Genomic DNA, 24,862 nt, shown 5'->3' on the forward strand with positions numbered 1-24,862 from the left:
TTAACCAACCCAACGGATGGTCACGGCCTGCTCCAGATCGGGGTGGAGGCTGATGGCTACGGGGCAGGTCTGGGCAATGCGTTCCAGCTTGGTTTTCTGGGCGTCGGTGAGGGGTTCGCCAGAGCCGGTTTGGGCGCGAAGGGTGATGTCGATCTCGATTCTGGCGATGCGGCGCGGGGGTTCGGTGCTCATGATTTTGGTCACCTCGGCGCTACTTTCAGCCAGTTCAATGCCGTCGCGACGGGCAAAAATGGCCATCGTGGTCAGAATACAGGTGCCCAGGGCGTTGGCAACCAGATCAGTAGGGGAGAAGGCCTCACCCCGACCCTGATTGTCGCTGGGGGCATCGGTATGGATGCGCGTGCCCGATTGGAGGTGGAGGTCTTCGGTGCGGAGGTCGCCGAGGTAATTGATCTGGATGGTTGCCATATAAGCAGTTGCTTTGTAAACGGCAAAAGTAAGAGAAAACAGTGGGTCGGGCGCGTTACAAACGCGCTGTTAAAGACTTCCGGCTTGAAAATCCGGAAGAGCAAACATCTGCTGGAATCTAGTTAGTTTTGTTGCTCAAGCGCCTTTTCGGGCCAATAAAAAATTCCTTTCTGTTGCCTTAACCAAATCTTAACGCACATGGTGAATGAACCTGTTGCCTCGTCGGGCCAACCCCTTGTCAAGCAGTCCGACAACCAGTCGGCTCTGTACACGCTCATGACCGTCTGGTTCTTCTGGAGCTTCGTGGCGGCCTCAAATGGTATCCTGATTCCTCTTTTCAAAGATAAATTTCACCTGACCCAAACCCAGGCGCAGTATATCGACTTTGCCTTCTACGCGGCCTATTTCGTGGGGTCTATTCTGTACCTGCTGGTGTCGGCATCCATGAAAACCGACGTGCTCAACCGGATCGGCTACAAAAACGGGATCGTGTATGGCCTGTTGATTTCGGCGGTGGGTACGTTGCTGTTTTACCCGGCTGCGCAAACGCAATCGTATGCCCTGTTGCTGTCAGGTCTGTTTATTGTGGGCCTTGGTTTTTCGCTGCAACAAACTGCTACCCAGCCATTCATGATTGCGCTGGGGCCACCCGAAACGGGTGCGCAACGGATCAACCTGGGTGGAGCAGTCAACAACCTCGGTGGTACTATCGGCCCCGTATTGGTTTCTTTTGCCATTTTCGGTTCCATTTCGCCCGAAGCCGCCAAAGCTGCCACTGTTGAGTCGGTAAAAGTGCCTTATCTGATTCTGGGTGGCCTTTTTCTGGCCCTGGCTGCTTTTTTCAAGCTTTCGAAGCTGCCTCACATCACCAACGATGAGAAGGTGGAAGTGGGTACGGGCGTGCTGAAATATCCGCAGCTGGTGCTGGGCATGACTGCCATCTTTGTGTATGTTGGCGTGGAGGTAACGATTGGCTCAAACCTGGGCGAATACCTGAAAAAAGTAGAGCACCTCGAAGCCTCTCAGGTGTCGAAATATGTATCGCTATTCTGGGGCAGCATGATGATCGGGCGCTGGACGGCCTCTATCGGTAACTTTAACCCGTCGGCTGCCATGAAGCGCGTTCTGGTGTTTGTGGTGCCCTTTGTGGCCTTTGCCATTGTGTTGGGTGTTAACGCCATCTACAGCGGCGACGTTACCGACTTGCTACCCTACGCTATCTGCGTGGTGGTAATGATTGCCACCTTCCTGGCCGCCCGCGAAAAGCCCGTTACTATCCTGCTTTATTTCACAGCGGTGGGCGCTATCCTGGCTTTAATCGGCGTGTTTACCACGGGCAAAATCGCCTTGTTTTCACTTATCAGCGGGGGTTTGTTCTGCTCAATCCTATGGCCAAGTATTTTCTCATTGGGCACGGCCGGCCTGGGTAAATACACCAATCAGGGTGCTGCATTCCTGATCATGATGATTCTGGGTGGGGCCATTATTCCGGTTGTGCAGGGCAAATTTGCCGACGTGGTGGGTATTCAGCAGTCCTACCTGGTGGCGGTGGCCTGCTTTGCCTACCTGTTCTTCTTTGGCATCCGCGTACAAACCGTACTCCGCAAACAAGGCATCGACTTCGACCAGGCCGTTGCAAGCAAGGGAGGGCACTAGGATTTAATGAGTGATTGAGTGAATGGGCTGGCGCCGGAGCAACCCCTTGCGTCAGCCCATTCACTCAATCACTCATTCGCTCAATCACTCAATAAAACAACCACCCTGACCTGCGCGTTTTTACTGAAAAACAGTAACTTTCATATTCAGAAGATAATCGCTATGCGCTCTATATATACAGTTGGGTTGGTAAGCCTCGCTAGCTTGTGGTTGGCGGCGGGTAGTGCGCTGGCGCAAACAACGCCAAGGGAAACTCCTTTGCGGACGCGGCCGTCGGTGGGCGCAGCCAACAATAACGCAACAGCCAAACGCACAAGGTCCCTGGCTCAACCAAAACCGGCCGCCGACAATGGCGATGAGGATGACTACCAAACGGTTACCACCTTCGGCATCACCACCAACACCAACGCCGGTTTGCTGGGTGGTTTTGTGTTCCGGCAGTCGCAGCGGCTGGATGGCGACCTGTTTGGCAAACCGCAATACCGTTATCTGAGTCTCGAGCTGGTCAATGTAAAAAGTCCGCGTGAGTACTCACCCCAGAATAATTTCGGTACCTCATCGATTACGCCAGGTAAAGAGAACTACCTGTTTGTGCTCCGGCCTCAGTATGGCCGCGAACTTGCCCTGTTCCGCCGCAATGCCGACGAGGGTATCTCCGTCAACGCCATCTTCGCCGCGGGTCCTTCGTTGGGCATCATTAAGCCCTACTACGTCGAAGTATCGTCGGGTAACACCACCCGCCAGATTCCGTACGCGCAGGCCTACAGCGCCGCTGAAAACATTGTAGGGTCGGGTAGTTTTTTCAAGGGCCTGGGCGAATCGACGCTGACGGTGGGTATTCACGCCAAGGCGGCTATCAGCTTTGAGTTGAGTGCATTCCGTAACAACACTACTGGCGTAGAGATCGGGTTTTTATCGGAAATATTCCCCAAAACCATCGTCATCATCCCCAATCTGGACCCTACAGCGGGTGGCCGCGAAGTGGGTAACCGGAATTTTTTCACCTCCGGCTACGTCACGCTGTTCTTCGGGTCGAAAAAGTAGTTGTAATGAACAATGTATAATGTACAATGAACAATGGGCTGGCGCGTCTGTACTGTTGACGCGCCAGCCCATTGTTCATTGTACATTATACATTGTTCATTACAACAGAACTTTACCCCGCTCAAACGCATTTTTCATGAAACGAGTGGAGATATACCATGATTGATTTACCGGTAATTCCGTCCCAGCAGCAGCGTGCAAAGAGGCCCGACTGGCTACGGGTGAAACTGCCCATTGGCCCCGAATATGCCAGCGTACGGAAGTTGGTAGATACCTATAAACTGCATACGATCTGCGAAAGCGGTAACTGCCCCAACATGGGCGAGTGCTGGGGCGCAGGCACGGCCACGTTCATGATTCTGGGCAACGTCTGCACCCGAAGCTGCACGTTTTGTGCCGTGGCCACAGGTCGTCCCAACGAATACGACACCGACGAACCGCGCCGTGTGGCCGAGGCCATTTTGCTCATGAAAGTGAAGCATGCCGTGATCACCTCGGTAAATCGCGATGAGCTGAAAGACCGGGGTGCCGAAATCTGGTATCAGACGGTGAGAGCGGTGAAAGAAGCGTCGCCCACCACGACCATCGAAACGCTCATTCCCGATACCAAAGGCAATTGGGATGCGTTAATCCGGATGATTGAAGGTGGACAGGAGGTAGTGTCGCACAATATGGAAACCGTGGAGCGGCTCTATCGGCGTGTTCGTCCGCAGGCGCGGTATGAACGTAGTCTGGAGCAGATACGGCGCACCAAAGACTACGGCCAGCGCACCAAAACCGGCATTATGCTCGGCTTGGGCGAAACCCAGGACGAAGTGCTCAAAGCAATGGATGATTTAGTCGAAAACGGCTGCGATATTCTCACCCTGGGCCAATACCTGCAGCCCACTAAAATGCACCACGAAGTAATCGAGTGGATTCACCCCGACACGTTTGCCATGTATAAAGAGCAGGGTGAGCAACGTGGCCTCAAATACGTAGAAGCTGGCCCACTGGTTCGGTCAAGCTACCATGCCGAACGCCATGTGCATGTATAGTGACGTTTGATTTAGCTCACCTGTCATAAGGTTATCATGGTCATCAACGACTAACCAACCAAAGAATCAATTTAATCCAGGCCCGGTAATTACCGGGCTTTTTTTGTGAAGAAATAATATAATTCCAATAAGCTGTATGGTCAATCCGCTTAGTAGCTGTATGCGTATTTATACTATGTAGCGGAAGAAAAGCTTTGGTTAGTGCGACTTTACAATCGCCCCGGCTGAAGCCGTCTTTCAGTTGCTCTTCATCTACTCAACAAACTAATGAAACACCAATCGCCTGCTGGCCCCAAGGCCTGTCGACGGGCTATTCCCTTTTATGAATCATGTAGGTTTTTCTTAACGTTTTTGCTTTGCTGGTGCCTGAGCCTCGTGTCTTTGGCAGGCATGGCACAGGTAACCTATTACGTATCAACAACGGGAAACGACAACAACACAGGCCGGTCGGCATCGCAGGCGTATCAGAGTCTGAGCAAAGTAAGTTCGCTGACACTACAGGCGGGTGACTCAGTATTGTTTAAACGGGGCGATACCTTCCGGGGAACGTTGCAGATCAGTCAGTCGGGGGCGGCGGGGCGGCCCATTGTGTTTGCGGCTTATGACAGAGGTAACAAGCCCGTACTGAGTGGCTCAATCCCCGTAACCGGCTGGACACGGTCAAGCTTTAATGCCAACATCTGGCAAGTCAACTGTTCGGCTTGTGGCGACCGCCTAACGGGCGTATACCGAAGCGAAGTAGCCCTGCCGCTGGGCCGGTATCCCAACCCCACCGCACCCAACAAAGGGTATCTGACCATCAACAGTCACGACCAGAAATACCGGATTGTGAGCCTGGAAACCCTGCCGCTGGGCTTTGCCGGGGGTGAAGTAGCCATGCGCCCAACGCAGTGGATCATTGACCGGGCTGTAATTAGTGCTCAATACAAAGACACCCTCAACTTAATCAATAACTCAACCTATTTCCCGGCCGACGGGTGGGGGTTCTTTATCCAGAACCATCCCAAAACGCTTGATCAGCAGGGGGAGTGGTGCTATACGGGTTCGTCGAAAACCATATCGCTGTTCGATTCGCTGGCTAACCCAAACAGCCAGACCATTACGGCCGCGGTGAGTCAGAAGGGTATCGACGCGTCAAATGCGTCGAACGTAGTACTGCGTAATCTGCAGGTAGCCGAGAGTCTGGCCACAGCCGTGGCGGTGAGCAATTCATCCAGTTTTTCGTTCGTCAGCGTCGATCTGGTTAACTCAGGCGAAGACGGGATTACAATTACCGGTAGTGGCCGCGATCTACTAATAGATGGTTGCAAGTTATTGAACACCAACAACAACGGTATTCTTATCGAGAGTAATTACCGCGATGTCATCCTGCGTAACAATACTATCCGTAAGGTGGGAGCTTTACCGGGGCGGGGTAAAAGCGGCGATGGGCAGTACAACGGCATTCAGTCGAAAGCAGAGTTTGTGTTGATGGAAAACAACACCATCGACAGTGTGGGCTACAACGGCATTACGTTCTGGAACAATACCACCATTCGGCAGAATGTGATCTCGAATTTTTGCATGACCAAAAGCGACGGCGGGGCGCTCTACGTCTGGAATGGCGGCAAGCAGCCGATGACCAATGTCAAGTTGACCTCCAACATCATCTACAACGGATTGGGGGCGCCTGAGGGCTCATTTCAAAAAGAATATTCGGGGGCAAACGGCATTTTTCTGGACAACTGCGTGGAGCAGGTTGACATCAGCGACAACACAATTTTCAAGACGCACCAGTGGGGCATCTATCTCCATGCCACAAGCAATGTGCAGGTGCGAGGCAATACGTCGTTCAACAACGGGATGTCACAGTTCACCATGTACCATGACGCCGGTATTTGTGTGATGCGGGGGCATACCGTGCAGAACAACATCTTTGTAGGGCGCGAGGCAGTGCAGATCGCCGCCCAAATAGAATCAAATGCCGACGATTTACAGCAGTACGGCTTTTTTGATTACAACTATTACGCATCGCCGTTTATCAACATCAATAATATTCAGGCCGTGATCAACAGCTACGGCTACAGCCGCATTCCGCTGGAAACCTGGCAGGCACGTTTTGGCCACGATGTGCACTCGCGAACCGAACCGATGCATTATCCCGAATACTTACCTTCAGGCGGCGATGGCTACACCATCTTTTCAAGCTTCTTCAACGCTTCGGTCGACAATTGGTATACCTACAGCCCGTATGGCAACGGGCGGGTAAGCTGGAATCCGTCGGGTCAACTGGACGGAGGTAGTTTAAAAATTCATTTCCCGACACCCTCCGGCAAAGCCGATTCGTACCAGATCGCCACGGTTGAACTGGGGACACTGACCAAGGCCGAGAGTTATGGCCTTTCGTTTGATGCCATCGCGCCAGCCGGGCCAAAATCGGTAGAGGTGTACCTGCGGCAGAAATTTTCGCCCTACCAGGACCTCAGCCAACGGTATACCGTATCGATAAGTACCACGCGGTCCGCATACAAGCTCAATTTTGTGGCCAACAACAGCGAACAGCAGGCCATCATTGTCATTCAGATGCCGGAAGACCCCAACCCGATCTATGTCGATAACGTCCGCCTGAACCAGGGAAACTACAAACGGCTGCCACCCGACGAGTACGTCAGGATTGTGTATAATCCCACTCTGCGCGACAGCGTCGTAAGCCTAACAGGCACTTACAGGGATGTGAAAAATCAATACTATAAAGGGTCGTTGCGCCTATCACCGTTTAAGTCGGTGGTGCTGATCAAAGACACGCTGCCCCCTGCCGATCTGCGGTTGATGATGAAAACAAACCGCCGGTATGTGCCCCTCAATGGTGACGTACTAGTGACCGTAAAGGCCGAAAACCAGACCCCCACTGCCCCCCTGATATATACCCAATGGACATGTAAGCTGCCGCCCAACCTGCAATTGATAGAAGCGCCCCCAGGCGTGACTATCGATCCGGGTGGATTTTCGGCCTTTATTGAGCATATGGGTATCGACTCGTCCTTTACTATCCGGCTGCGGCCCACCGCCAGTGGTCAGTATAACGTGGCGGCGCAGATCAAGCTTGGCCTGAATACCGACCCCGACAGCCGACCCGATTCGGGTACGGGCGACGGCGAAGATGATACGGCTATGATCTCATTCAGGGTAGGCGATCCGGCCAGTACGGCTGTCTTTAATTCACCCAATGTCAATCAGTTACCCTTGCCCGCCGTGCAATTGAATCAGCCGACAGCTGACCCCAACAAGACTGATCTACAACTACAACTCTCGCTGAGCCGACGCATAGTGGCAACAAACGATACCCTCACGGGCTACGTGACCCTGGCCAACGCGGGCGGCGTTGCGGCTTCGGCGGTAGGGATACAGCTGCAGTTGCCTGCAGGCGTTTCGTTTCTGAGTGGATTGGGCTGGAGCAGCAACGGTGCGCTGCTGACGGCCAGTCCCGTGGCGGTGCCGGTGGGCGGGCGCGTGACACTAACCGTTAAGCTCAAAACGGGCACCACCACAAATCAGCCTGTCTATTTGTTACGGGGACAGGTGCTTAGCAGCGACAAGGCCGACGCTGATTCCCGGCCCGGCAACGGGTTTACCAATGGTGAAGACGACGAGGCACAGGCTGATCTGCGACTGAGGCAAAGTCAGTAGACTGATAAGGCCTCTGTAGCCGTTCATTGCAAACAATTCGGCCATGTACGTACTTAGTGGAATACAGCTAGTTGGTATGATCAACACAAGCTGTTTTTGGGAGGAGTATGAAAAAATACGATTTTATTATTGCCGGTGGCGGTATGGCTGGTCTGAGTTTAGCCTACCACCTCACCCACTCGCCCCTGAAAGACCGGTCAATATTGATTATTGATAAAGAAATTAAGAATAAGAATGACCGCACGTGGTGCTTTTGGGAGCGTGGTAATGGCCCGTTCGAGTCTATCCTGTTTCGCACCTGGAACACAGTCGACTTCTTTGGAACGACCTTGTCTGGGCCGCTCAACATCGGCGACTACCAATACAAAATGCTGCGGGGCATCGACTTCTACGAATATGTTCAGGCCCACTTAGCTAAATTTCCCAACGTTGAACGGCGACAGGGAACGATCAACCGCCTGAAAGACACGCCCGACGGCGCTTTCCTGATTGTTGACGATGAGCCGGTTATGGCTAACTACGTTTTTGACAGTACCTACGCGCTGAACCTCACCAAGCCCGAACGCCATAACCTGTTACAGCATTTTAAAGGCTGGGTAATTACCACCGAAAAGCCCTGCTTCGACGTAAATCACCCCCGGATCATGGACTTCCGGGTAGCACAGGAGGGCGACTGCCGGTTTTTGTATGTGCTGCCATTTGACGAAAAAACGGCGATGGTTGAATATACCATCTTCAATGACCACTTGCTGGAGGCCGCCGATTATGAGGCTGCACTGCGTACCTACATCGCCACCCACCTCGACGCCGGCGCGTACCAGATCAGCGAAACCGAATTTGGCGTCATTCCCATGTCTGATGAACCCGCTCCCGAAAACCCCGCCGAACACATCGTGCGGATTGGCACGTCGGGTGGATATACCAAACCGTCTACCGGCTATACCTTTCAACGTACCCAGCGCTACCTCCGCGAACTGGTCGACCTGTTGGCCGCTACGGGCAGACCCGAACGGCGCAAATCGTGGTTTACCAAGCCCTTTAAAGGTTGGTTAGACAGCGTGTTGCTAAACGTATTACAAAACAACCGCCACCCCGCCGACGACATTTTTACGCACCTTTACCAGCGCAACCCACCCGAAGATATTCTCCGGTTCCTGGACGAAGACACCAGTTTCTGGGAAGATATCCGCATCATGAACAGCGTACCCATTGCGCCATTTATCGCCGGAGCGATCGATGTGATGCGGAAGAAGATCTTTTGAAGGGTAGAGGCAAGCGATAAGAAGCAAGAAGTAAGAGACGAGAAGTAAGAGATAAGAAGCAAGAAGTAAGAGGCAAGAAGCAAGAAGCAGGAAGTAAGATATAAGCGCGAGAAGCAAGTGTGTTCTTGGTTCTTGCCTCTTGGTTCTTATCTCTTGTCTCTTACTTCTTGCTTCTTGCTTCTTATCGCTTGCCTCCCCACAATAGCAACCGCCCTCTGTTTCTTTTTGCTTAGTTTTGCACCTTCAACCAAGTCCCAACGGAGTCGCAATGCCTTATCTATTTACGTCCGAGTCAGTTTCTGAAGGACACCCCGACAAAGTCGCCGATCAGATCTCCGACGCCCTTATCGATAACTTTCTAGCCTTTGATCCGTCGAGTAAAGTAGCCTGCGAAACGCTGGTAACGACCGGGCAGGTGGTGCTGGCGGGCGAAATCAAGACCGAGACATACCTGGACGTGCAGAAAATCACGCGCGAAGTGATCCGCAAGATTGGCTACACCAAGAGCGAATACATGTTCGAGGCCAACTCATGCGGTATTTTCTCGGCCCTGCATGACCAGTCGGCTGATATTAATCAGGGCGTTGACCGGGCTGCTGCAGCCGACGATTTTGAATCGAAAGCTAATGCACAGGGGGCTGGTGATCAGGGCATGATGTTTGGCTACGCCACCAACGAAACCGACAACTACATGCCCCTGCCGCTGGATTTAGCCCACGCTATCCTGCGCGAAATGTCGTTGATCCGCAACACCGAGCCTGGCCTCATTGGCTACCTCCGCCCCGACGCCAAATCGCAGGTGACAATTGAATATTCTGACGATGACCGGCCTATCCGCATTGATACCATCGTGGTCTCAACGCAGCATGATGACTTCGACGCCGACGAGGCCATGCTGGCTAAAATCCGTGAAGACATCATCAATCTGGTGATTCCCCGCGTGAAGGCGAAACTAAAACCTGAGCTACAGGGCCTTTTCAACGACGACATCACGTACTATATCAACCCAACGGGCAAGTTTGTTATCGGTGGCCCTCACGGTGATACGGGGCTCACGGGCCGAAAAATCATTGTGGATACTTACGGCGGTAAGGGTGCCCACGGCGGCGGGGCGTTTTCGGGCAAAGACCCCTCGAAAGTAGACCGGTCGGCGGCGTATGCTACGCGGCACATTGCCAAAAATATGGTGGCGGCGGGCCTGTGCAGTCAGGTGCTGGTGCAGGTGTCGTATGCCATTGGCGTGGCCAAACCCTGTGGTCTATACGTCAACACCTACGGCACGGCCAAAACCGACCTCCACGACGGGGCTATCGCCGAAGCCATCGGCAGCATTTTCGATATGCGCCCCTACGCCATTGAGCAGCGCCTGAAACTGCGCAACCCAATCTATTCGGAAACGGCTGCCTATGGGCATATGGGTCGCAAGAATGAAGTCGTTACAAAAACGTTCGGCGGCAACGGCCACACCAAAACCATGGAAGTGGAACTGTTCACCTGGGAGAAGCTGGACTTCGTTGATCAGATCAAAGCAGCGTTTGGGATTTGAATGTACAATGCATAATGTACAATGCACAATGGGGCTGACGCGTCTTACTCTTGCGTCAGCCCCATTGTGCATTGTACATTATGCATTGTACATTAATCAATACTCATCCTGCTCAACAGCTTCCTGCTCCTGCTGGTCTTGGGCCTGCACAATAGCGGGGCTGGAGAAATCGGTACGTTTTTCTTTACAGCGGACGAGCTTATCTTTCATCACGTCCATGAGGTGCTCAACGGCGCCCTCAAATGATTTGTTACGTTCAGTAACGAAGAGTTCTTTTCCGGGGATATTGAGCCGCACCTCGACAATTTTGTCTTTCACTTTGGCGGTTTCGGCTCCGTCGAGTCGTAAAAACACCTCCGCGCTCACAATGCGGTCATGGAAGGTGTCTAATTTGTTGAGTTTCTTCTGGATGAAATCCAGTAGTGATTGATCGGCCGTGAAGCGCACGGCGTGCATCTGTACTCTCATATGGTCCAAGCGGTTATAAAGTGAAACATATACCAATGGACTATCTAAGTTTGTTCTTCTGCCTATACAAGTCAAGCCTTCCGGCGAAATGTGCAATCGTGTTTCACGCACTTGTTCATATAAAGATCACATTGGGCCTTACTGACACCTATATACGTCGTTTCGTGGAACGTTGAACAAATGCATATTCTTTATATAGTCTAAAATGCGCCTGTAGCATGTGCCCGGAAAACGCAAAAAAGCCAGATTCACCAACAGGGCGAATCTGGCTTTTTTGTACGGGGTACACCTATAAATCGGCAACAGACTTGTGAATTTCGTCTTTCGTCTTGCCTGTTTTCTCTTTCACCCGGCCCCACATTTCGTCTTCCTTACCGTCTTCGTAGGTTAGATCGTCGTCGGTCAGGTCGGCGTAAGCCTGCTTTATTTTTCCTTTCATTTGGTCCCAAAGACCACTGGCGGTTGTCTCGTTCATGACGTTGACTGGTTTAGTTGAGTAATGAATGTTGGCTCACCCTGAGCCATATGAATAGAACGATGTTGAGAAAAAATTGTTTAGCGCTTGCTTCCCAGTACTCACTCCCAGATGATTACTTCGTCATTTTCATACCAGGGTTGTAGCTGGGCGTCATAACGCGCTTCAATAACGTTTCGCTTTATTTTCATCGTGGGTGTCATCAGGTTGTTATCTACCGTCCATGGGTCACGCACGATCACCACTTTTCGCACCCGTTCGTAGTTGTGCAGCTTTGGATTCAGCGCGTTGATGGTGTCTTCCAGGCTTCGTTCCACGGCGATGCGTTCGGCCTGACGACCCATGTCCGACAGTACGATAAGCGCCAGAGGCTGCGGCAGATGCTGACCAGCTACGCAGATCTGTTCGACAAACATATTGTCGGCAAAGCCAAACTCAATCTGCGACGGGGCAATGTATTCGCCCTTGGCCGTTTTGTACATCTCCTTCACCCGGCCCGTGATGGTCAGGTAACCATCTTTATCGAGGGTCCCTACGTCGCCGGTGGCCAGCCAACCGTCCTGCAAGACGCTGGCAGTGAGGGTTGGTTCCTTATAATAGCCCCGCATAAGCCAGCCTGATTTGGTCAGAATTTCGCCCGTTTGCGGATCTATTTTCACGGCCATGCCGGGGTATACCTTGCCCACCGACCCATCGCGAATGTCATTGGTAGGCATCATGCTGACGGCGCCCAGGTTTTCGGTCATGCCATAGGCCTCCTGAATGATGATGCCCAGGCGCCGAAACCAGAGAATCAGCGATTTGGGCATGGGTGCGGCTCCCGTCAGAATGAGCACAGCTTCGTTTAGGCCCAGCCCCTCGCGAATTTTCTTTTTCACGATGCCCGACAGGATCGGAATTTTCAGGAACAGATCGAGCTTTTTCTGGGGCATTTTGGCCAGAATACCCAACTGGAACTTTGTCCAGATGCGGGGCACCGCCAGGAAGTGGGTAGGCTTAGCTACGGCCAGGTTTTTGGCGAATGTCTCCAGCGATTCGGCGAAATAGACAGTACCACCCGTAGCCAGGCTCGTGGCCTGCACCACGTTGCGCTCGGCCACGTGACAGAGCGGCAGGTAGGAAAAGAAGCGGGCATTGGGCGTGTTGTGCTTCATAATCACCGACGTATGGCTGACTGCCTCAGCCACAGCCCGATAGTCGATCATGACGCCCTTGGGGTTGCCGGTTGTACCAGAGGTGTAAATGATGGTATACAGGTCGTCGGGTTGGGGTTGGTAAACGGCCTGTAGGGGATCACAGGTAGCCATAATGTGGTCCCAGGGCACCAGGTCGGCATCATTTATGGCAGCGTAGTCGGGGAAACCGATCAGGTTGACGCCTGCTGGCACACCCGGTTTCATGCCAGCCCACCGATTCGGGTTGTCGTCGAGCTTACCCACAAAGAGGGCCTGGCAGCCGCTATGTTCCATTACCTGCTGAATCTGACCGGCGTTAAGCGTGGCGTAGAAGGGCACCGATACATGGCCGCTGAAAAAAATGGCTAAATCGGCAATGAGCCAGTGGGCGCAGTTTTTCGAAACCAGCCCAATGTTGCTGCCATGGGGTAGCCCCAGCGATTGCAGGTAGGTGGCCATGCGGCGAGCCTGCTGACCTACTTCGGCCCAGGTGTAGTCGATAAAGGCATCGCCAACCGGCTGGCGCAGGTAGATCTTTTCAGGCTGCGATTTTTCCCACTTCAGAAAAAAATCGGTTAGCGTAGCAGGGGCAGTTTGGGTAGCGGGCGACGTAGCTAGGTTCATGATAGTGAGGCTCATTTAGCTTTCGAGTACAATTTAATAGGGAAAAAATCATACACATAAAGAGGCGAACAAAATAGTAGCTAATGGGTTTAGCTGTGACGTTATCTGGCAGGATTTGCCGAGGGCGTTTTACTCAACGAACACTTATTACGATGGCAACAGCAACCAAAAAGAAAGCAGACGGCACCACCGACAAACGCACAACGGGTGCCAAATCAACTACGGCCAAAAAGGAGGGCAGCGCCGCAACGAAAACAGCGGAAAAGAAACCCGCCGCCAAAAAAACAGCAGAGAAAAAGCCTGCTGCCAAAAAAACATCGGCCAAGAAGGACGACAACTACACGGACCCTGAGCTTCGTGAAAAGTTGAAGAACGAAATCAAGGAAGGAGAAAAGGGTGGCAAAGCGGGCCAGTGGAGTGCCCGGAAGGCACAGTTACTCTCTCATGAATATGAAAAGCAGGGTGGGGGCTACAAAGACGATAAAAAAACCGATTCGCAGAAGCACTTAGAAAAGTGGACCGACGAGGATTGGAAAACGTCGGATGGCAAACCCGCCGACCGTGAAGGTGGCACTACGCGTTATTTGCCCAAAGAAGCCTGGGATAAACTTTCGCCAAGCGAAAAGAAGGCTACCAACGCCAAAAAAGTAGCCGGTTCCAAAGCCGGTAAGCAGAATGTTGCCAATACCGAAAAAGCGAAGAAAGCAAAATAGCTGAGGAACTGTAGTGGTGTATGCCACTACATAACCAGGTTGAATGATGGTGTGGGGGCCAAGGAAGCTTCCTTGGCCCCCACACCATCATTCAACCTGCTAGTAAATTCCTTGCCATTCCAGCTTCCGTAGCCGTACTAAACGCTACCGGAAGATTATGAAAAATGCCTTTCTTAGCCTCGTCTGCTGCTTTTTTGCCCTTACTACCCATGCCCAGCGCTCTGCTGGATTTGATGGGCTGGACATGAACCTCGGTAATCTGTCGCGGTTGTCGGACGCCAAAACGAGATCGATCAGTCCCGAAAATTTTACCGGTGGAAAGGGGCAGGGTGCCATGGCTGATCCCGTGGCGCAGAAGGGGCAGCGCAACGTAGCCAACGCCGCCAACGAAGCCCGCGACCTGGGGCGTGGCTGGAAAGTAAACCCGTTTATTATTGTCGACAAGGGCGAAACCATCACCATTGCCGAGATGGAAGGGCCGGGCGCGATTCAGCAGATCTGGATGACCCCCACCGGCAACTGGCGCTACTCGATCCTGCGTTTTTACTGGGACGACGAAAAAGAGCCGTCTATCGAGGTGCCCGTGGGCGACTTCTTCGGCATGGGCTGGGGCGAATATGCGCACCTGAACTCATTGCCCGTGACGGTGAACCCCGGCAGCGCATTTAACTGCTACTGGAAAATGCCGTTTCGCAAACGCTGTAAGGTCACCCTGGAGAATCTCAACAGAGACGAGCAGATGCGGCTCTACTACCAGATCAACTATACGCTGACCCCGGTGGCCGAAGACGAGGCTTACTTTCATGCGCAGTTCCGCCGGTCGAACCCCACGAAGGGAGCTTTGCACACAATTCTGGACGGGGTGCAGGGAAAAGGGCAGTACGTGGGCACCTACATGGCTATCGGCGTGAACAACAACGGCTGGTGGGGTGAGGGCGAAATCAAATTCTTCCTCGACGGCGACACTACCTTCCCGACCATTGCGGGTACGGGCACGGAAGACTATTTCTGCGGTTCTTACAACTTCGACCGGGGCGGGCAGTACGTGCCGTTTTCAACCCCTTACGCCGGGCTGCATCAGGTGATCAAACCCGACGGTACCTATAAATCGCAGCAGGCGTTTGGCATGTATCGCTGGCATATCATGGATCCGATCCGGTTTGAGAAAGACTTGAAAATCAATATTCAGGACCTGGGCTGGCGTAGTGGCGGGCGGTACTACCCGCAGCAATCTGACATTGCCACAGTGGCCTACTGGTATCAGCGCGAACCCCACGCCCGGTTCCCCAAGCTACCCACCAAAGACGAGTTGGAGGTGCCACGATAAACTAGATCTTGATCAATCTATTTTGCTAGGACGAATTAATACATTTGGGGTAATCAAACTAACCCAACTATGAACAACCGGCTTCTTTTGCTATGTCTTTTACTGCCCCTCTTTACCGAAGCACAAACCCTGAAAACGGTCAAGAAACGGTCGAAATACCTGCTGGAGCAATTTGAAGTGCTTACCGACAATGACACTATGCGGGCGGGCAACTATAAGAAAATGCTTATTGGTAACAAGCAACTGTTGGAAGAGGGCCGCTATGAAACTGGTCGCCGCGTGGGGCCGTGGACGTTCTACAACCAGAAAGGAGAAACCGAACTGGTATATGACTATACCACTAGACAAGTAGTGACGCTGAACCGCCCTCAGAAGCTGGCTTCGCTAGCGCAGGTGCAGCAGGGCGACACAATAGCCAGCGTTTACCTCGATGCCGCCCCGGTTTACCTGGCCAGTACGGCTCAACTGTATACGATCATGGGGCGAGAAGTCCGTTTTCCGGTTCAGTTACTGCGGTCAGGAATAACAGAACTGTCGTACAAAGTGGTAGCTACCGTATCGCCAATGGGGACCAGCTACCGGGTCATAGCGTCGAATCCGGCTGATGAATTTAAAAAATCGGCTCGCGATGCGATGAACATGGCGTTTAAGGGGGTCGAATGGGTGCCGGTGGTATATCAGGATAAGCCGGTGCCCACCGTTTTTTTGTTTGAAAGCATTGTGCTGACCGGCTTTGCCATTGAACGACCGCCGGTGATTACTACGCAGATGGTAGGCCGACCCCGTTAATCTATTTTTATAATGACCGCTCCGCCCCCCTGGACCCTGCACGGCGATGGCCTTGTGCTGGTGGCTCACTTCCCCGAAGCCTTCGTGCGCCAACACGGTTTCCTGGCCGATTTTCAGCAAGCGGGCTACCGGGGTTGGCTAGGCACGGTGATGCTGGTCGACTATAAAACGTCGAACGTGGGGCCGTACCGGGAGCTGCTGTTCATTCCGGGGCTGTTTTCCATTGGCGGCAACACCACGTTTTCTATTTCGAAAATCTACGTTTCCACCCAGGTCAGCGTTGACAACGGCATCGAAAACTGGGGTATCCCAAAAGAACAGGCCGATTTCGACATTACCCACGAACCCGACGGCTCAACGACGTATGTGGTCAGTCGGCAGGGAAAGCCGTTCTTCTCGGTGCGGGCTACATCGGGTGGATTGTCGTTTCCGGTAAGCACCAGGCTGTTACCTGGTTTTCAGGTGACGCAACAGCGCCGGAACGCAACGTTGTTAACTGCGCCCAAGGCTACCGGTAAAGGCCAGCTTGCCCGTCTTCATAACCTCCAGATCGACCCCGCTTTTTTCCCCGACATTACCCAGGGTATACGGTTGGCAACCATTGCAGTAAAGGATTTTACGATGGTATTTCCGGTACCGGAGAAACAGTGAACGAGTGGCTGGGCGGTCGTTGTGAGTCGTTGTCGCGCGGTCGTTGTCGCGCGGTCGTTGTCGCTTGGCTCCAGCCGAGTGACTAGTATTTGAGGGCCTCCGGCCCGTAATGCGACGTTGAGTCATACAGGCCAAACTATTCTAAAGTCTAAGTACGGGCCGGAGGCCCTCAGATAGAGGTCACTCGGCAGGAGCCAAGCGACAACGACCGCGCGACAACGACCAGCCGCCACTCATTCACTCCTTACATCCGCTGCATCAACCGCACAACCATCTCATTTTTCCACGACACGAAATCGCCCGCTGCGATATGTTGCCGGGCCTGCCTGACGAGCCAGAGGTAGAAGGTGAGGTTGTGGAGGCTGGCGATTTGTCCGGCCAGAAGTTCTTCGGCTTTGAAGAGGTGGCGCAGGTAGGCTTTGCTGTAGAACGTGCTGGCGTAGCCACCGAGCGTGGCGTCGATGGGGCTGAAATCGCGGCTCCATTTCTCGTTGCGCATGTTCATAATGCCCTCCGTGGTGAATAACAAACCGTGGCGCGCGTTGCGGGTGGGCATCACACAGTCGAACATATCGACGCCTAACCCGATGGCTTCCAGAATGTTGGCGGGTGTGCCCACGCCCATCAGGTAGCGCGGTTTGTCCTTGGGCAGAATCTCGTTGACAATGTCGATGGTCTTGTACATTTCCTCGGCGGGTTCGCCTACGGCCAGGCCACCAATAGCGTTGCCCGTCCGTTCTTTGCTCGCAATCACCTCCGCCGACTGTCGCCGCAGGTCGGGGTAGGTGCTGCCCTGCACAATGGGAAACAGGTATTGGGTGTAGCCGTAGTGACCCTCGGTTTCGTCGAAACGGGTAATGCACCGGTCGAGCCAGCGGTGAGTCATCTCCATCGAGGCGCGGGCGTAGGGGTAGTCGCAGGGGTAGGGGGTACACTCGTCGAACGCCATGATAATGTCGGCCCCGATGGTACGCTGAATGTCCATCACCCCCTCCGGCGAGAACGTGTGTTTCGACCCGTCGATATGCGATTTGAACGTGACACCCTCTTCTTTGATCTTCCGTGTGTTGGACAGCGAATAGACCTGATACCCCCCGGAATCGGTCAGGATAGGCCGTTTCCAGCCGTTGAAGGCGTGTAGCCCGCCTGCCTGCCGCATCACGTCGAGGCCGGGGCGGAGGTAGAGGTGGTAGGTGTTGCCAAGAATGATGTCGGCCTTGATGTCGGTTTCCAGTTCACGCTGATGAACTGCTTTCACTGTTCCCGCCGTGCCGACGGGCATAAATATGGGCGTCTGAATTACGCCGTGATCCGTAGTCAGCGATCCCGTCCGGGCCTGCGACTGCGGGTCGTTTTGCTCAATGGTAAATGTCATGAAAGAACGGAGAAAAGGAGGAATGGAGGAACGGTAGGAAAGGAGTTGAAGGGGGCGTGCAAGCTTGTTTGCGTCACAAATCCCCGTTCCTCCTTTCCTACCGTTCCTCCATTCCCCCTTTCACAAAGGTACGATGCCGCCGTTTGTGTCTATCTTTGCGGACTGCTACATCGGCTTACTTATTCGATAAAACTGCTACCGTTCTGTTGATTCTCATCCTTCTGGCAAGCTGGCTGTTCGTGCTGGTGGTTCAGCTTTTTTGCCTTCTCTTTCTCTTTTCGCGGTTGGCCTTTCGGCCTGTTTCTGCCCCCAAAAGTGCCACTGTGGCTCCGGTGATGGGTGTTACGGTGGTGGTATGTGCCCACAACGAGCACGACAACCTCTATGCGTTGCTGCCCCTGCTGACGGCACAAAATTACCCACTCTACGAAGTGCTGGTGATGGACGACCGCTCTACCGACCTCTCCGACGTGCTGCTGGAGGAAATGGTGCACCTGCTGCCTAACCTCCGCACAATCCGCATCGACGTGGAGCCAGACCATGTGACGCCCAAAAAATACGCCCTGACCATTGCCCTCAAAAAGGCCCTGTACCCCACCGTACTCCTTACCGACGCCGACTGCCGCCCCGCCTCCGACGCCTGGCTCACGGGCATGGTGGAGCCGCTGCAACAACCCGGTACCGAAATTGTGCTGGGGGTATCGCCCTACGAGCGGAAGCCAGGTTTCCTGAACTTCCTGATCCGGTCCGAAACCCTGTTTACGGCCGTGCAATACCTGTCGCTGGCCTTGGTAGGGCGGGCCTACATGGGGGTAGGGCGCAACCTGCTCTACCGCCGCGAGGTCTTTTTCCGTCACAAAGGGTTTTATAGCCACATGCGCGTCTGGGGCGGCGACGACGACCTGTTTGTGAACGAGGCCGCCACCCCCCACAACGTGGCCGTATCTCTGCACCCCGACACCTTCACGACCTCGGCCCCGAAAGAGACCTGGGCCGACTGGCAACGGCAGAAACAGCGGCACCTGGCCGTGGGCAAGCGCTATAAAGCTGTTGATAAAGCCTGGCTGGGCATTATCACCGCCTCGCACGTGCTCACGTGGGTACTGGGTCTCGCCGTGGGTTTCTACGTGCTGTATCTGGTCTTGTCGGGGCAGACAATGGCTTTGCTGAATCCACTGCTGCTGACGGCTACGGGTCTGTTTGTGGTTCGTTTTGGCTTATTTTGGGGCATCATCGGCCGCATCAGCAACCGGCTGGGAAAACAGATCGGCTCCTTCGCTATCCCTCTCACCGACCTCACGCTGGCCATCTATTATTGCCTGTCGTCCCTGCGCGTAGCCCTCACCTGGCGACGGAAACAGGGGGGCTGGTGAAATTTAGTTCAACGTTTAAAGTTTAATGTCTAAAGTTTGCCTGCTTCAGAGTGACTTTTGACTTTGAGTATTAGGCATTGAACGTTAAACCCTGGACTTTGAACGTTAAACTCCCCTTGGAACAACTCCTCACTTACTTCCCCGACCTTACCGATGAGCAGCGGGCGCAGTTTGCGGCGCTCGACGGGCTGTATCGCGACTGGAACGCCAAGATCAACGTGATCTCGCGGCAGGACATCGACGCGCTCTACGAAAAGCACGTCTTGCATTCGCTGGGTATTGCCAAAGTGATTCAGTTTAAGCCCGGCACCGAAATTCTGGACGTGGGCACGGGCGGGGGATTTCCCGGCATCCCGCTGGCTATTCTGTTTCCGCAGGTGAAATTTCACCTTGTCGACAGCATTGGGAAGAAAATCAAGGTAGTGCAGGAAGTGACCACCGCGCTGGGGCTGCAAAACGTGCGGGCCGAGCAGGCGCGGGTTGAGCAGATTAAGGGTACCTACGACTTTGTGGTGAGCCGGGCCGTCACGCGCTTACAGCCGTTTATGGGCTGGGTGCGCTACAAGATCACCAAACGCGGCAACAACGACCTCAACAACGGTGTTCTATACCTCAAGGGCGGCGACGTCACCGAGGAACTCGCCGAGATTCCCGAAAAACACCGCCTCTACAACCTCTCGGACTACTTCGAGGGCGAATTCTTTGAAACGAAAAAAGTAGTGTACGTTAAAAAATAGGTTTAAGGTTTAATGCTCAATGTTTAAAGTTGCTTCGCGCCCAGCTTCTGCGAACGTGAAGCAACTTTAAACATTGAGCATTAAACCTTGAACTCTCCTTACCATGAACGAGAAATTTAGCAGCAGCAGTTTTAAGGACCCGATCCGGCAGGACGTGATCGAGTTCAATGACAAGGGCGTAACCTTCCGGGCCAAAAAGCTCATTGGCGGCGTTGATAACTTCGTTTTCTACTCCGACATATCGGGTGTGGAGATCGACAACGGGTTGTTTTTCGCCACCATCCGCGTCATCCCCCGCGCCCGGCCTGAGATCGTGCTGAACAACTTCACCAAAGGCGACGCCCGCCGCGTGAAGGAGCTGATCCTGCAAAACGTCCCTGACCACCGTCCCGACACCTTTGGACGTTAGTGTTTGGCGGAGTGGTACCGGGCGGCGTTTGGCCGTTGAGCTAAGGCGTGGCAGGCCGTAGCAAAAGTTTTCTGCTACACCACCATCGATCAGGCTATCCTTAGTCATTGGCAGTCACCAGGTTCTGCGCGCAAATAGCCCAATCGCTATTGGCAGCAGGGCTAAAAAGCCAAATTTTTCGTCCAAACACTTGCGCAGGATGCCCGCAGGCCCTACTTTTGCACCACGATTTCAGAACAACGAAGTCGTCCGGCGCCTTCCCGAATAGCTCAGCCGGTTAGAGCATCTGACTGTTAATCAGAGGGTCGCTGGTTCGAGCCCAGCTTCGGGAGCATTGATAATCAAGCAGTTACGTTTATTCGTGACTGCTTTTTTTATGACAGTTGCAATACAACTTGCAATACATCTTAGCATGTGTGTAAGTGCCTATAAACAACAAAGGGGCTATAAAAAGCCCCTTTTGTGGTAGAGTTAAGTTTTAGCAATCGTAAGTGTTAATAGAGGTCAGCAACACCTTCGGGGCCTGTCCGGTTTTTGACAACCTGCACATGGGTTGGTGCTGTCGGAGATTGCTCCAGCTGTGCAAAAGAGCGGTAGCAAAGCATCACGACGTCGGCGTGCATATATAGAGGATCACAATTACCAAAGTCGTCAATAGAAGGCCAATTTGCCCGATCACTTCCTTCGACAGTTTCGCTTAGCTCAGCTACCACTACTACAGGTATTTTCAACTCGTAAACAAGCCTTTTGAGTTTTACAGCTATACTATTGATCTCCTTACCTTGAGCCTGGGAAACTTCAAACTCATCTAAGCTTAGGCTATCAATAAATAATATGTCAAGCATGCCCTGGTACTTAAGTGCTTTGGCCTTCTGGATAAGTTGTTCAACAGAGAACTGCGACATATTGTGGATGGTCAAGCGTGAATCGGTTGTCGGCATTTGCACCTGCATAGCCTTGTAGGGGTTGCCGTTGATAGCACCTATCGTGCATATGCACACAGCATGACCATCGTCTAAGGCTTTTAGCGTTTCACTGACCACAAGCTTCGTCATACCCATCTGAGCATGCCCTGCAACTACATAAAGCTTGCTCGAACCGTAACATCTAATTAGTTGACCTAACTGTGAGCAGGATGAATGAATTTGCTTTATAACGCCATTATGCAAATCTTCTAAAGATTTAACAGTTTTACTTAACTGCTGGGCAAAGTTAGGTTCGGGATAGTCTATCATATTAAATGTGAGTAAGGGTGTTGTTTATTGATGCATTTGCACTGAGAAATCAATTACCAAGAATTTTGCTACGTTGTGCTTCATACTCAGCAGACGAAAGCAATCCTTCATCAGCTAACTGCTTGAGCTTACGTAGCTCATCGCTCACTGATGGGCGTACGAAGCTACCTTGTTGCATGGTTTGAAGCTGTTTATGATGAAGGTCCAGCGTTCGCTGCTCAAACGCTTCCTGGCTTTGTGATTTAGACACTATTGTGAAAATCAGACCAAGCAGTGGACTCAAAAACAGTGAGAGAAAAAAAGCAGACCAAAAGCCAATTTTTCTACTTGAGCCAATAAGGCCAACAAAAAGGCTTAAAATGAACCAGGTGACTATAGTGCCAAGCATAACTACATCAGATGTCTAGAAGGTTGGAAAGAATAGCCTAATCCTAGCTCATCGGAATTGCTTCCTTGTGTAGTACCTCGTGAGGTATATCTAAAGCCAAATTCGGTGGTTGAGCGATTGTACAGGGACGATGTACCTGAACCTGTAAAATATGTTTTCATGTGTTGAGTGACGCCCTCAACAGACACAAAAAAATAGCGCGGGGGTTGCAATCATTCCGCCGTCGAGGTTCTGGTAAACCTTTGTACAAGAATGAAGCAAACACCCCGCGCCATGACGCGGGGCATTTAACCTCACTCCCCTGCACTAAAATTTACCAGATTTCGACGGCAGGAAGTGTCGTTAAACGCTACTATGTATGTCTTTTGAAGTCTTTTGCTATAGTTGAACTGATTGGTCTATTACAAACATAAGTAAAAATGAAACAGATGATAGACCGTAGAATCAGACTTTAATAAGTACAACTCATATCCATTACTCGATGCGAAATATGGTCCAACTAGCGTTGGTTCATCCTCTGTGGCGTGGTGACGGGTCATTCCCACACGCGTAGGGAATAGTTACAGATCATGAAGCCGCGGCCATCGCCTGAGTTCGGTTCATCCCCACACATGTAGGGAATAGATCCAGGACGCCGGATGCTTGGGCGGCTTGATCGGTTCATCCCCACACATGTAGGGAATAGGAGGTAGCGAAGCAACGAATTAGCATTAAGGCCGGTTCATCCCCACACATGTAGGGAATAGGAAGATAACCGGCGCGTTTGCGGCACTGGTATCCGGTTCATCCCCACACATGTAGGGAATAGCGTATAGCGCACAGCGTTATGCGGGCTTTTGTCGGTTCATCCCCACACATGTAGGGAATAGCGAAAACCCAGGAGCCAAATCGGCCAGTAGACCGGTTCATCCCCACACATGTAGGGAATAGGTTAACACTCTACAACTATGTCAAAACAACGCCGGTTCATCCCCACACATGTAGGGAATAGTTTCAATCGCGCCGATGGTGACGTAACCCTTGCGGTTCATCCCCACACATGTAGGAAATAGGTGTCGGTCGGCAGGGGGCTATCATACGTATCCGGTTCATCCCCACACATGTAGGGAATAGTTCTTCTCGATGTCCCGCTTGGTATCCTGAAACGGTTCATCCCCACACATGTAGGGAATAGGCTGCCGGGCGGCGTGGTGACGGGCGTCGATTCGGTTCATCCCCACACATGTAGGGAATAGTGCCGTTCGCCCTCTTTGGCGTTCCGTATCATCGGTTCATCCCCACACATGTAGGGAATAGGCGGGCCTGTTCCTCCTTCATCTGCCGGTAGTGCGGTTCATCCCCACACATGTAGGGAATAGTGCATAGGTAACGCGCGGGCGGGGCGGGGCAACGGTTCATCCCCACACATGTAGGGAATAGCTACAAAGGCCCCGGCATTAACGGTATGTCGGGCGGTTCATCCCCACACATGTAGGGAATAGCAGATAGCCATTCGTCTTCCTCGATTTCCCTGCGGTTCATCCCCACACATGTAGGGAATAGTTCTGCTGGGCGAGAACATCACCCCGCAGTGCCGGTTCATCCCCACACATGTAGGGAATAGAAACAGTGTGACGGGCTGCCCCTGCTGATACACGGTTCATCCCCACACATGTAGGGAATAGTCGCCTCCTTGCTGCGTGAACTGTATCCAACCCGGTTCATCCCCACACATGTAGGGAATAGACACCCCAATAAGCAGCAATATCACGAATGTCGGTTCATCCCCACACATGTAGGGAATAGCGGAATAATCAACGGGAGAGGATCAGTGTTCACGGTTCATCCCCACACATGTAGGGAATAGGGCGGTGGCGAATTGTCACTACCCCCGGTCAGCGGTTCATCCCCACACATGTAGGGAATAGGGTAGCTGGAAGCTGCACTGCAAAGACCGGGCCGGTTCATCCCCACACATGTAGGGAATAGGTATGACAAAAAGGTAAAAGCAGAAGGGGCGGTCGGTTCATCCCCACACATGTAGGGAATAGGCATCCGACCGAAAAAATATGCCCGACAGGTGCGGTTCATCCCCACACATGTAGGGAATAGCAGTACGCCAACATGGTTCGCGTCTACACCAACGGTTCATCCCCACACATGTAGGGAATAGTTAAGCAGCCTGTTTACCTTCTCCCTGCCCGACGGTTCATCCCCACACATGTAGGGAATAGTTTCTGGACTTTTAACAACAGTTTGGCCGCATCCGGTTCATCCCCACACATGTAGGGAATAGGGGTATGAATTTCTTAACAAATATCCACCCGCCGGTTCATCCCCACACATGTAGGGAATAGGTCACGGGGTCGGGCGGGCTTTGCGCGGGCTTCGGTTCATCCCCACACATGTAGGGAATAGCCAGAGATTGATTTCTCTGCCGGTTACTAACTCGGTTCATCCCCACACATGTAGGGAATAGTCTATTGCCTGTCCCTGCATGTGTT

At 52.7% G+C, this 24,862-nt stretch carries 20 protein-coding genes, 1 tRNA gene and 1 CRISPR repeat array (1 of these 22 cut by a window edge); of the genes, 14 read left to right on the plus strand and 7 right to left on the minus strand.

The window, feature by feature from the left end; all coding sequences use genetic code 11:
* Positions 1-429 (minus strand): OsmC family protein, encoded by a 429-nt coding sequence (locus J2I47_RS19105; RefSeq protein ID WP_207366199.1) that lies wholly within the window; start codon positions 427-429, stop codon positions 1-3.
* A gap of 198 nt (positions 430-627) precedes the next feature.
* On the opposite strand from J2I47_RS19105, the gene J2I47_RS19110 reads away from it, so the two are divergent.
* From J2I47_RS19110 to metK, 6 genes are all read left to right on the plus strand, one after another.
* Entirely contained in the window at positions 628-2,085 is a 1,458-nt protein-coding gene (locus tag J2I47_RS19110) for a sugar MFS transporter (RefSeq protein ID WP_207366200.1), read from the plus strand.
* A gap of 162 nt (positions 2,086-2,247) precedes the next feature.
* Complete coding sequence (locus J2I47_RS19115) at positions 2,248-3,129, plus strand: hypothetical protein (protein WP_207366201.1); 882 nt, start codon at positions 2,248-2,250, stop codon at positions 3,127-3,129.
* A gap of 158 nt (positions 3,130-3,287) precedes the next feature.
* Positions 3,288-4,166 (plus strand): lipoyl synthase, encoded by an 879-nt coding sequence (gene lipA / locus J2I47_RS19120; RefSeq protein WP_207366202.1) that lies wholly within the window; start codon positions 3,288-3,290, stop codon positions 4,164-4,166.
* 390 nt (positions 4,167-4,556) lie between these two features.
* Positions 4,557-7,832 (plus strand): right-handed parallel beta-helix repeat-containing protein, encoded by a 3,276-nt coding sequence (locus J2I47_RS19125; RefSeq protein WP_207366203.1) that lies wholly within the window; start codon positions 4,557-4,559, stop codon positions 7,830-7,832.
* A gap of 107 nt (positions 7,833-7,939) precedes the next feature.
* Positions 7,940-9,094, plus strand: coding sequence for a lycopene cyclase family protein (locus J2I47_RS19130; protein WP_207366204.1), 1,155 nt, complete (start codon positions 7,940-7,942; stop codon positions 9,092-9,094).
* A 268-nt stretch (positions 9,095-9,362) separates the two neighbouring features.
* Positions 9,363-10,640, plus strand: coding sequence for a methionine adenosyltransferase (gene metK, locus J2I47_RS19135; protein ID WP_207366205.1), 1,278 nt, complete (start codon positions 9,363-9,365; stop codon positions 10,638-10,640).
* A 96-nt stretch (positions 10,641-10,736) separates the two neighbouring features.
* Here metK and J2I47_RS19140 read toward each other — a convergent pair whose 3' ends face one another.
* From J2I47_RS19140 to J2I47_RS19150, 3 genes are all read right to left on the minus strand, one after another.
* Positions 10,737-11,108, minus strand: coding sequence for an HPF/RaiA family ribosome-associated protein (locus J2I47_RS19140; RefSeq protein WP_207366206.1), 372 nt, complete (start codon positions 11,106-11,108; stop codon positions 10,737-10,739).
* A gap of 289 nt (positions 11,109-11,397) precedes the next feature.
* Positions 11,398-11,583, minus strand: coding sequence for a CsbD family protein (locus J2I47_RS19145; protein ID WP_207366207.1), 186 nt, complete (start codon positions 11,581-11,583; stop codon positions 11,398-11,400).
* Positions 11,584-11,684: 101 nt separating this feature from the next.
* Complete coding sequence (locus tag J2I47_RS19150; RefSeq protein ID WP_207366208.1) at positions 11,685-13,382, minus strand: AMP-binding protein; 1,698 nt, start codon at positions 13,380-13,382, stop codon at positions 11,685-11,687.
* Positions 13,383-13,534: 152 nt separating this feature from the next.
* Between J2I47_RS19150 and J2I47_RS19155 the strand changes: the two genes are divergently transcribed.
* The 4 genes from J2I47_RS19155 (at position 13,535) to J2I47_RS19170 (ending at position 16,862) form a co-directional block, all read left to right on the plus strand.
* Entirely contained in the window at positions 13,535-14,095 is a 561-nt protein-coding gene (locus J2I47_RS19155; protein WP_207366209.1) for a hypothetical protein, read from the plus strand.
* 157 nt (positions 14,096-14,252) lie between these two features.
* On the plus strand, positions 14,253-15,422 hold the full coding sequence (locus J2I47_RS19160) for a glycoside hydrolase family 172 protein (RefSeq protein WP_207366210.1): 1,170 nt from the start codon (positions 14,253-14,255) through the stop codon (positions 15,420-15,422).
* A gap of 69 nt (positions 15,423-15,491) precedes the next feature.
* A complete protein-coding gene (locus J2I47_RS19165) occupies positions 15,492-16,211 on the plus strand; it encodes a toxin-antitoxin system YwqK family antitoxin (RefSeq protein ID WP_207366211.1) in 720 nt (239 codons plus the stop codon).
* Positions 16,212-16,223: 12 nt separating this feature from the next.
* Positions 16,224-16,862, plus strand: coding sequence for an acetoacetate decarboxylase family protein (locus J2I47_RS19170; RefSeq protein ID WP_207366212.1), 639 nt, complete (start codon positions 16,224-16,226; stop codon positions 16,860-16,862).
* 244 nt (positions 16,863-17,106) lie between these two features.
* Here the strand turns inward: J2I47_RS19170 and tgt are convergent, their stop codons facing one another.
* Positions 17,107-18,237 (minus strand): tRNA guanosine(34) transglycosylase Tgt, encoded by a 1,131-nt coding sequence (gene tgt, locus J2I47_RS19175; protein WP_207366213.1) that lies wholly within the window; start codon positions 18,235-18,237, stop codon positions 17,107-17,109.
* Positions 18,238-18,443: 206 nt separating this feature from the next.
* Between tgt and J2I47_RS19180 the strand changes: the two genes are divergently transcribed.
* The 4 genes from J2I47_RS19180 (at position 18,444) to J2I47_RS19195 (ending at position 21,088) form a co-directional block, all read left to right on the plus strand.
* Positions 18,444-19,610, plus strand: coding sequence for a glycosyltransferase (locus J2I47_RS19180; RefSeq protein WP_207366214.1), 1,167 nt, complete (start codon positions 18,444-18,446; stop codon positions 19,608-19,610).
* 116 nt (positions 19,611-19,726) lie between these two features.
* Positions 19,727-20,347 (plus strand): 16S rRNA (guanine(527)-N(7))-methyltransferase RsmG, encoded by a 621-nt coding sequence (rsmG, locus tag J2I47_RS19185; protein ID WP_207366215.1) that lies wholly within the window; start codon positions 19,727-19,729, stop codon positions 20,345-20,347.
* A gap of 103 nt (positions 20,348-20,450) precedes the next feature.
* A complete protein-coding gene (locus J2I47_RS19190) occupies positions 20,451-20,756 on the plus strand; it encodes a hypothetical protein (protein ID WP_207366216.1) in 306 nt (101 codons plus the stop codon).
* A gap of 258 nt (positions 20,757-21,014) precedes the next feature.
* Positions 21,015-21,088 (plus strand) — tRNA-Asn (locus tag J2I47_RS19195).
* A gap of 162 nt (positions 21,089-21,250) precedes the next feature.
* Here the strand turns inward: J2I47_RS19195 and J2I47_RS19200 are convergent.
* The gene (locus J2I47_RS19200; RefSeq protein WP_207366217.1) at positions 21,251-21,991 is read right to left on the minus strand and encodes a DnaB-like helicase C-terminal domain-containing protein; all 741 of its coding nucleotides are present in this window, start codon (positions 21,989-21,991) and stop codon (positions 21,251-21,253) included.
* Positions 21,992-22,040: 49 nt separating this feature from the next.
* Positions 22,041-22,379 carry an SHOCT domain-containing protein gene (locus tag J2I47_RS19205; protein WP_207366218.1) on the minus strand — a complete coding sequence of 113 codons (339 nt, stop codon included), beginning with the start codon at positions 22,377-22,379 and terminating at the stop codon, positions 22,041-22,043.
* A gap of 531 nt (positions 22,380-22,910) precedes the next feature.
* Positions 22,911-24,862: a CRISPR direct-repeat array (repeat unit 29 nt; unit sequence CGGTTCATCCCCACACATGTAGGGAATAG) (it continues 1,622 nt past the right edge of the window).

Origin of the sequence: Fibrella rubiginis, from assembly GCF_017353185.1 — a bacterium.
Lineage (GTDB): Bacteria > Bacteroidota > Bacteroidia > Cytophagales > Spirosomataceae > Fibrella > Fibrella rubiginis.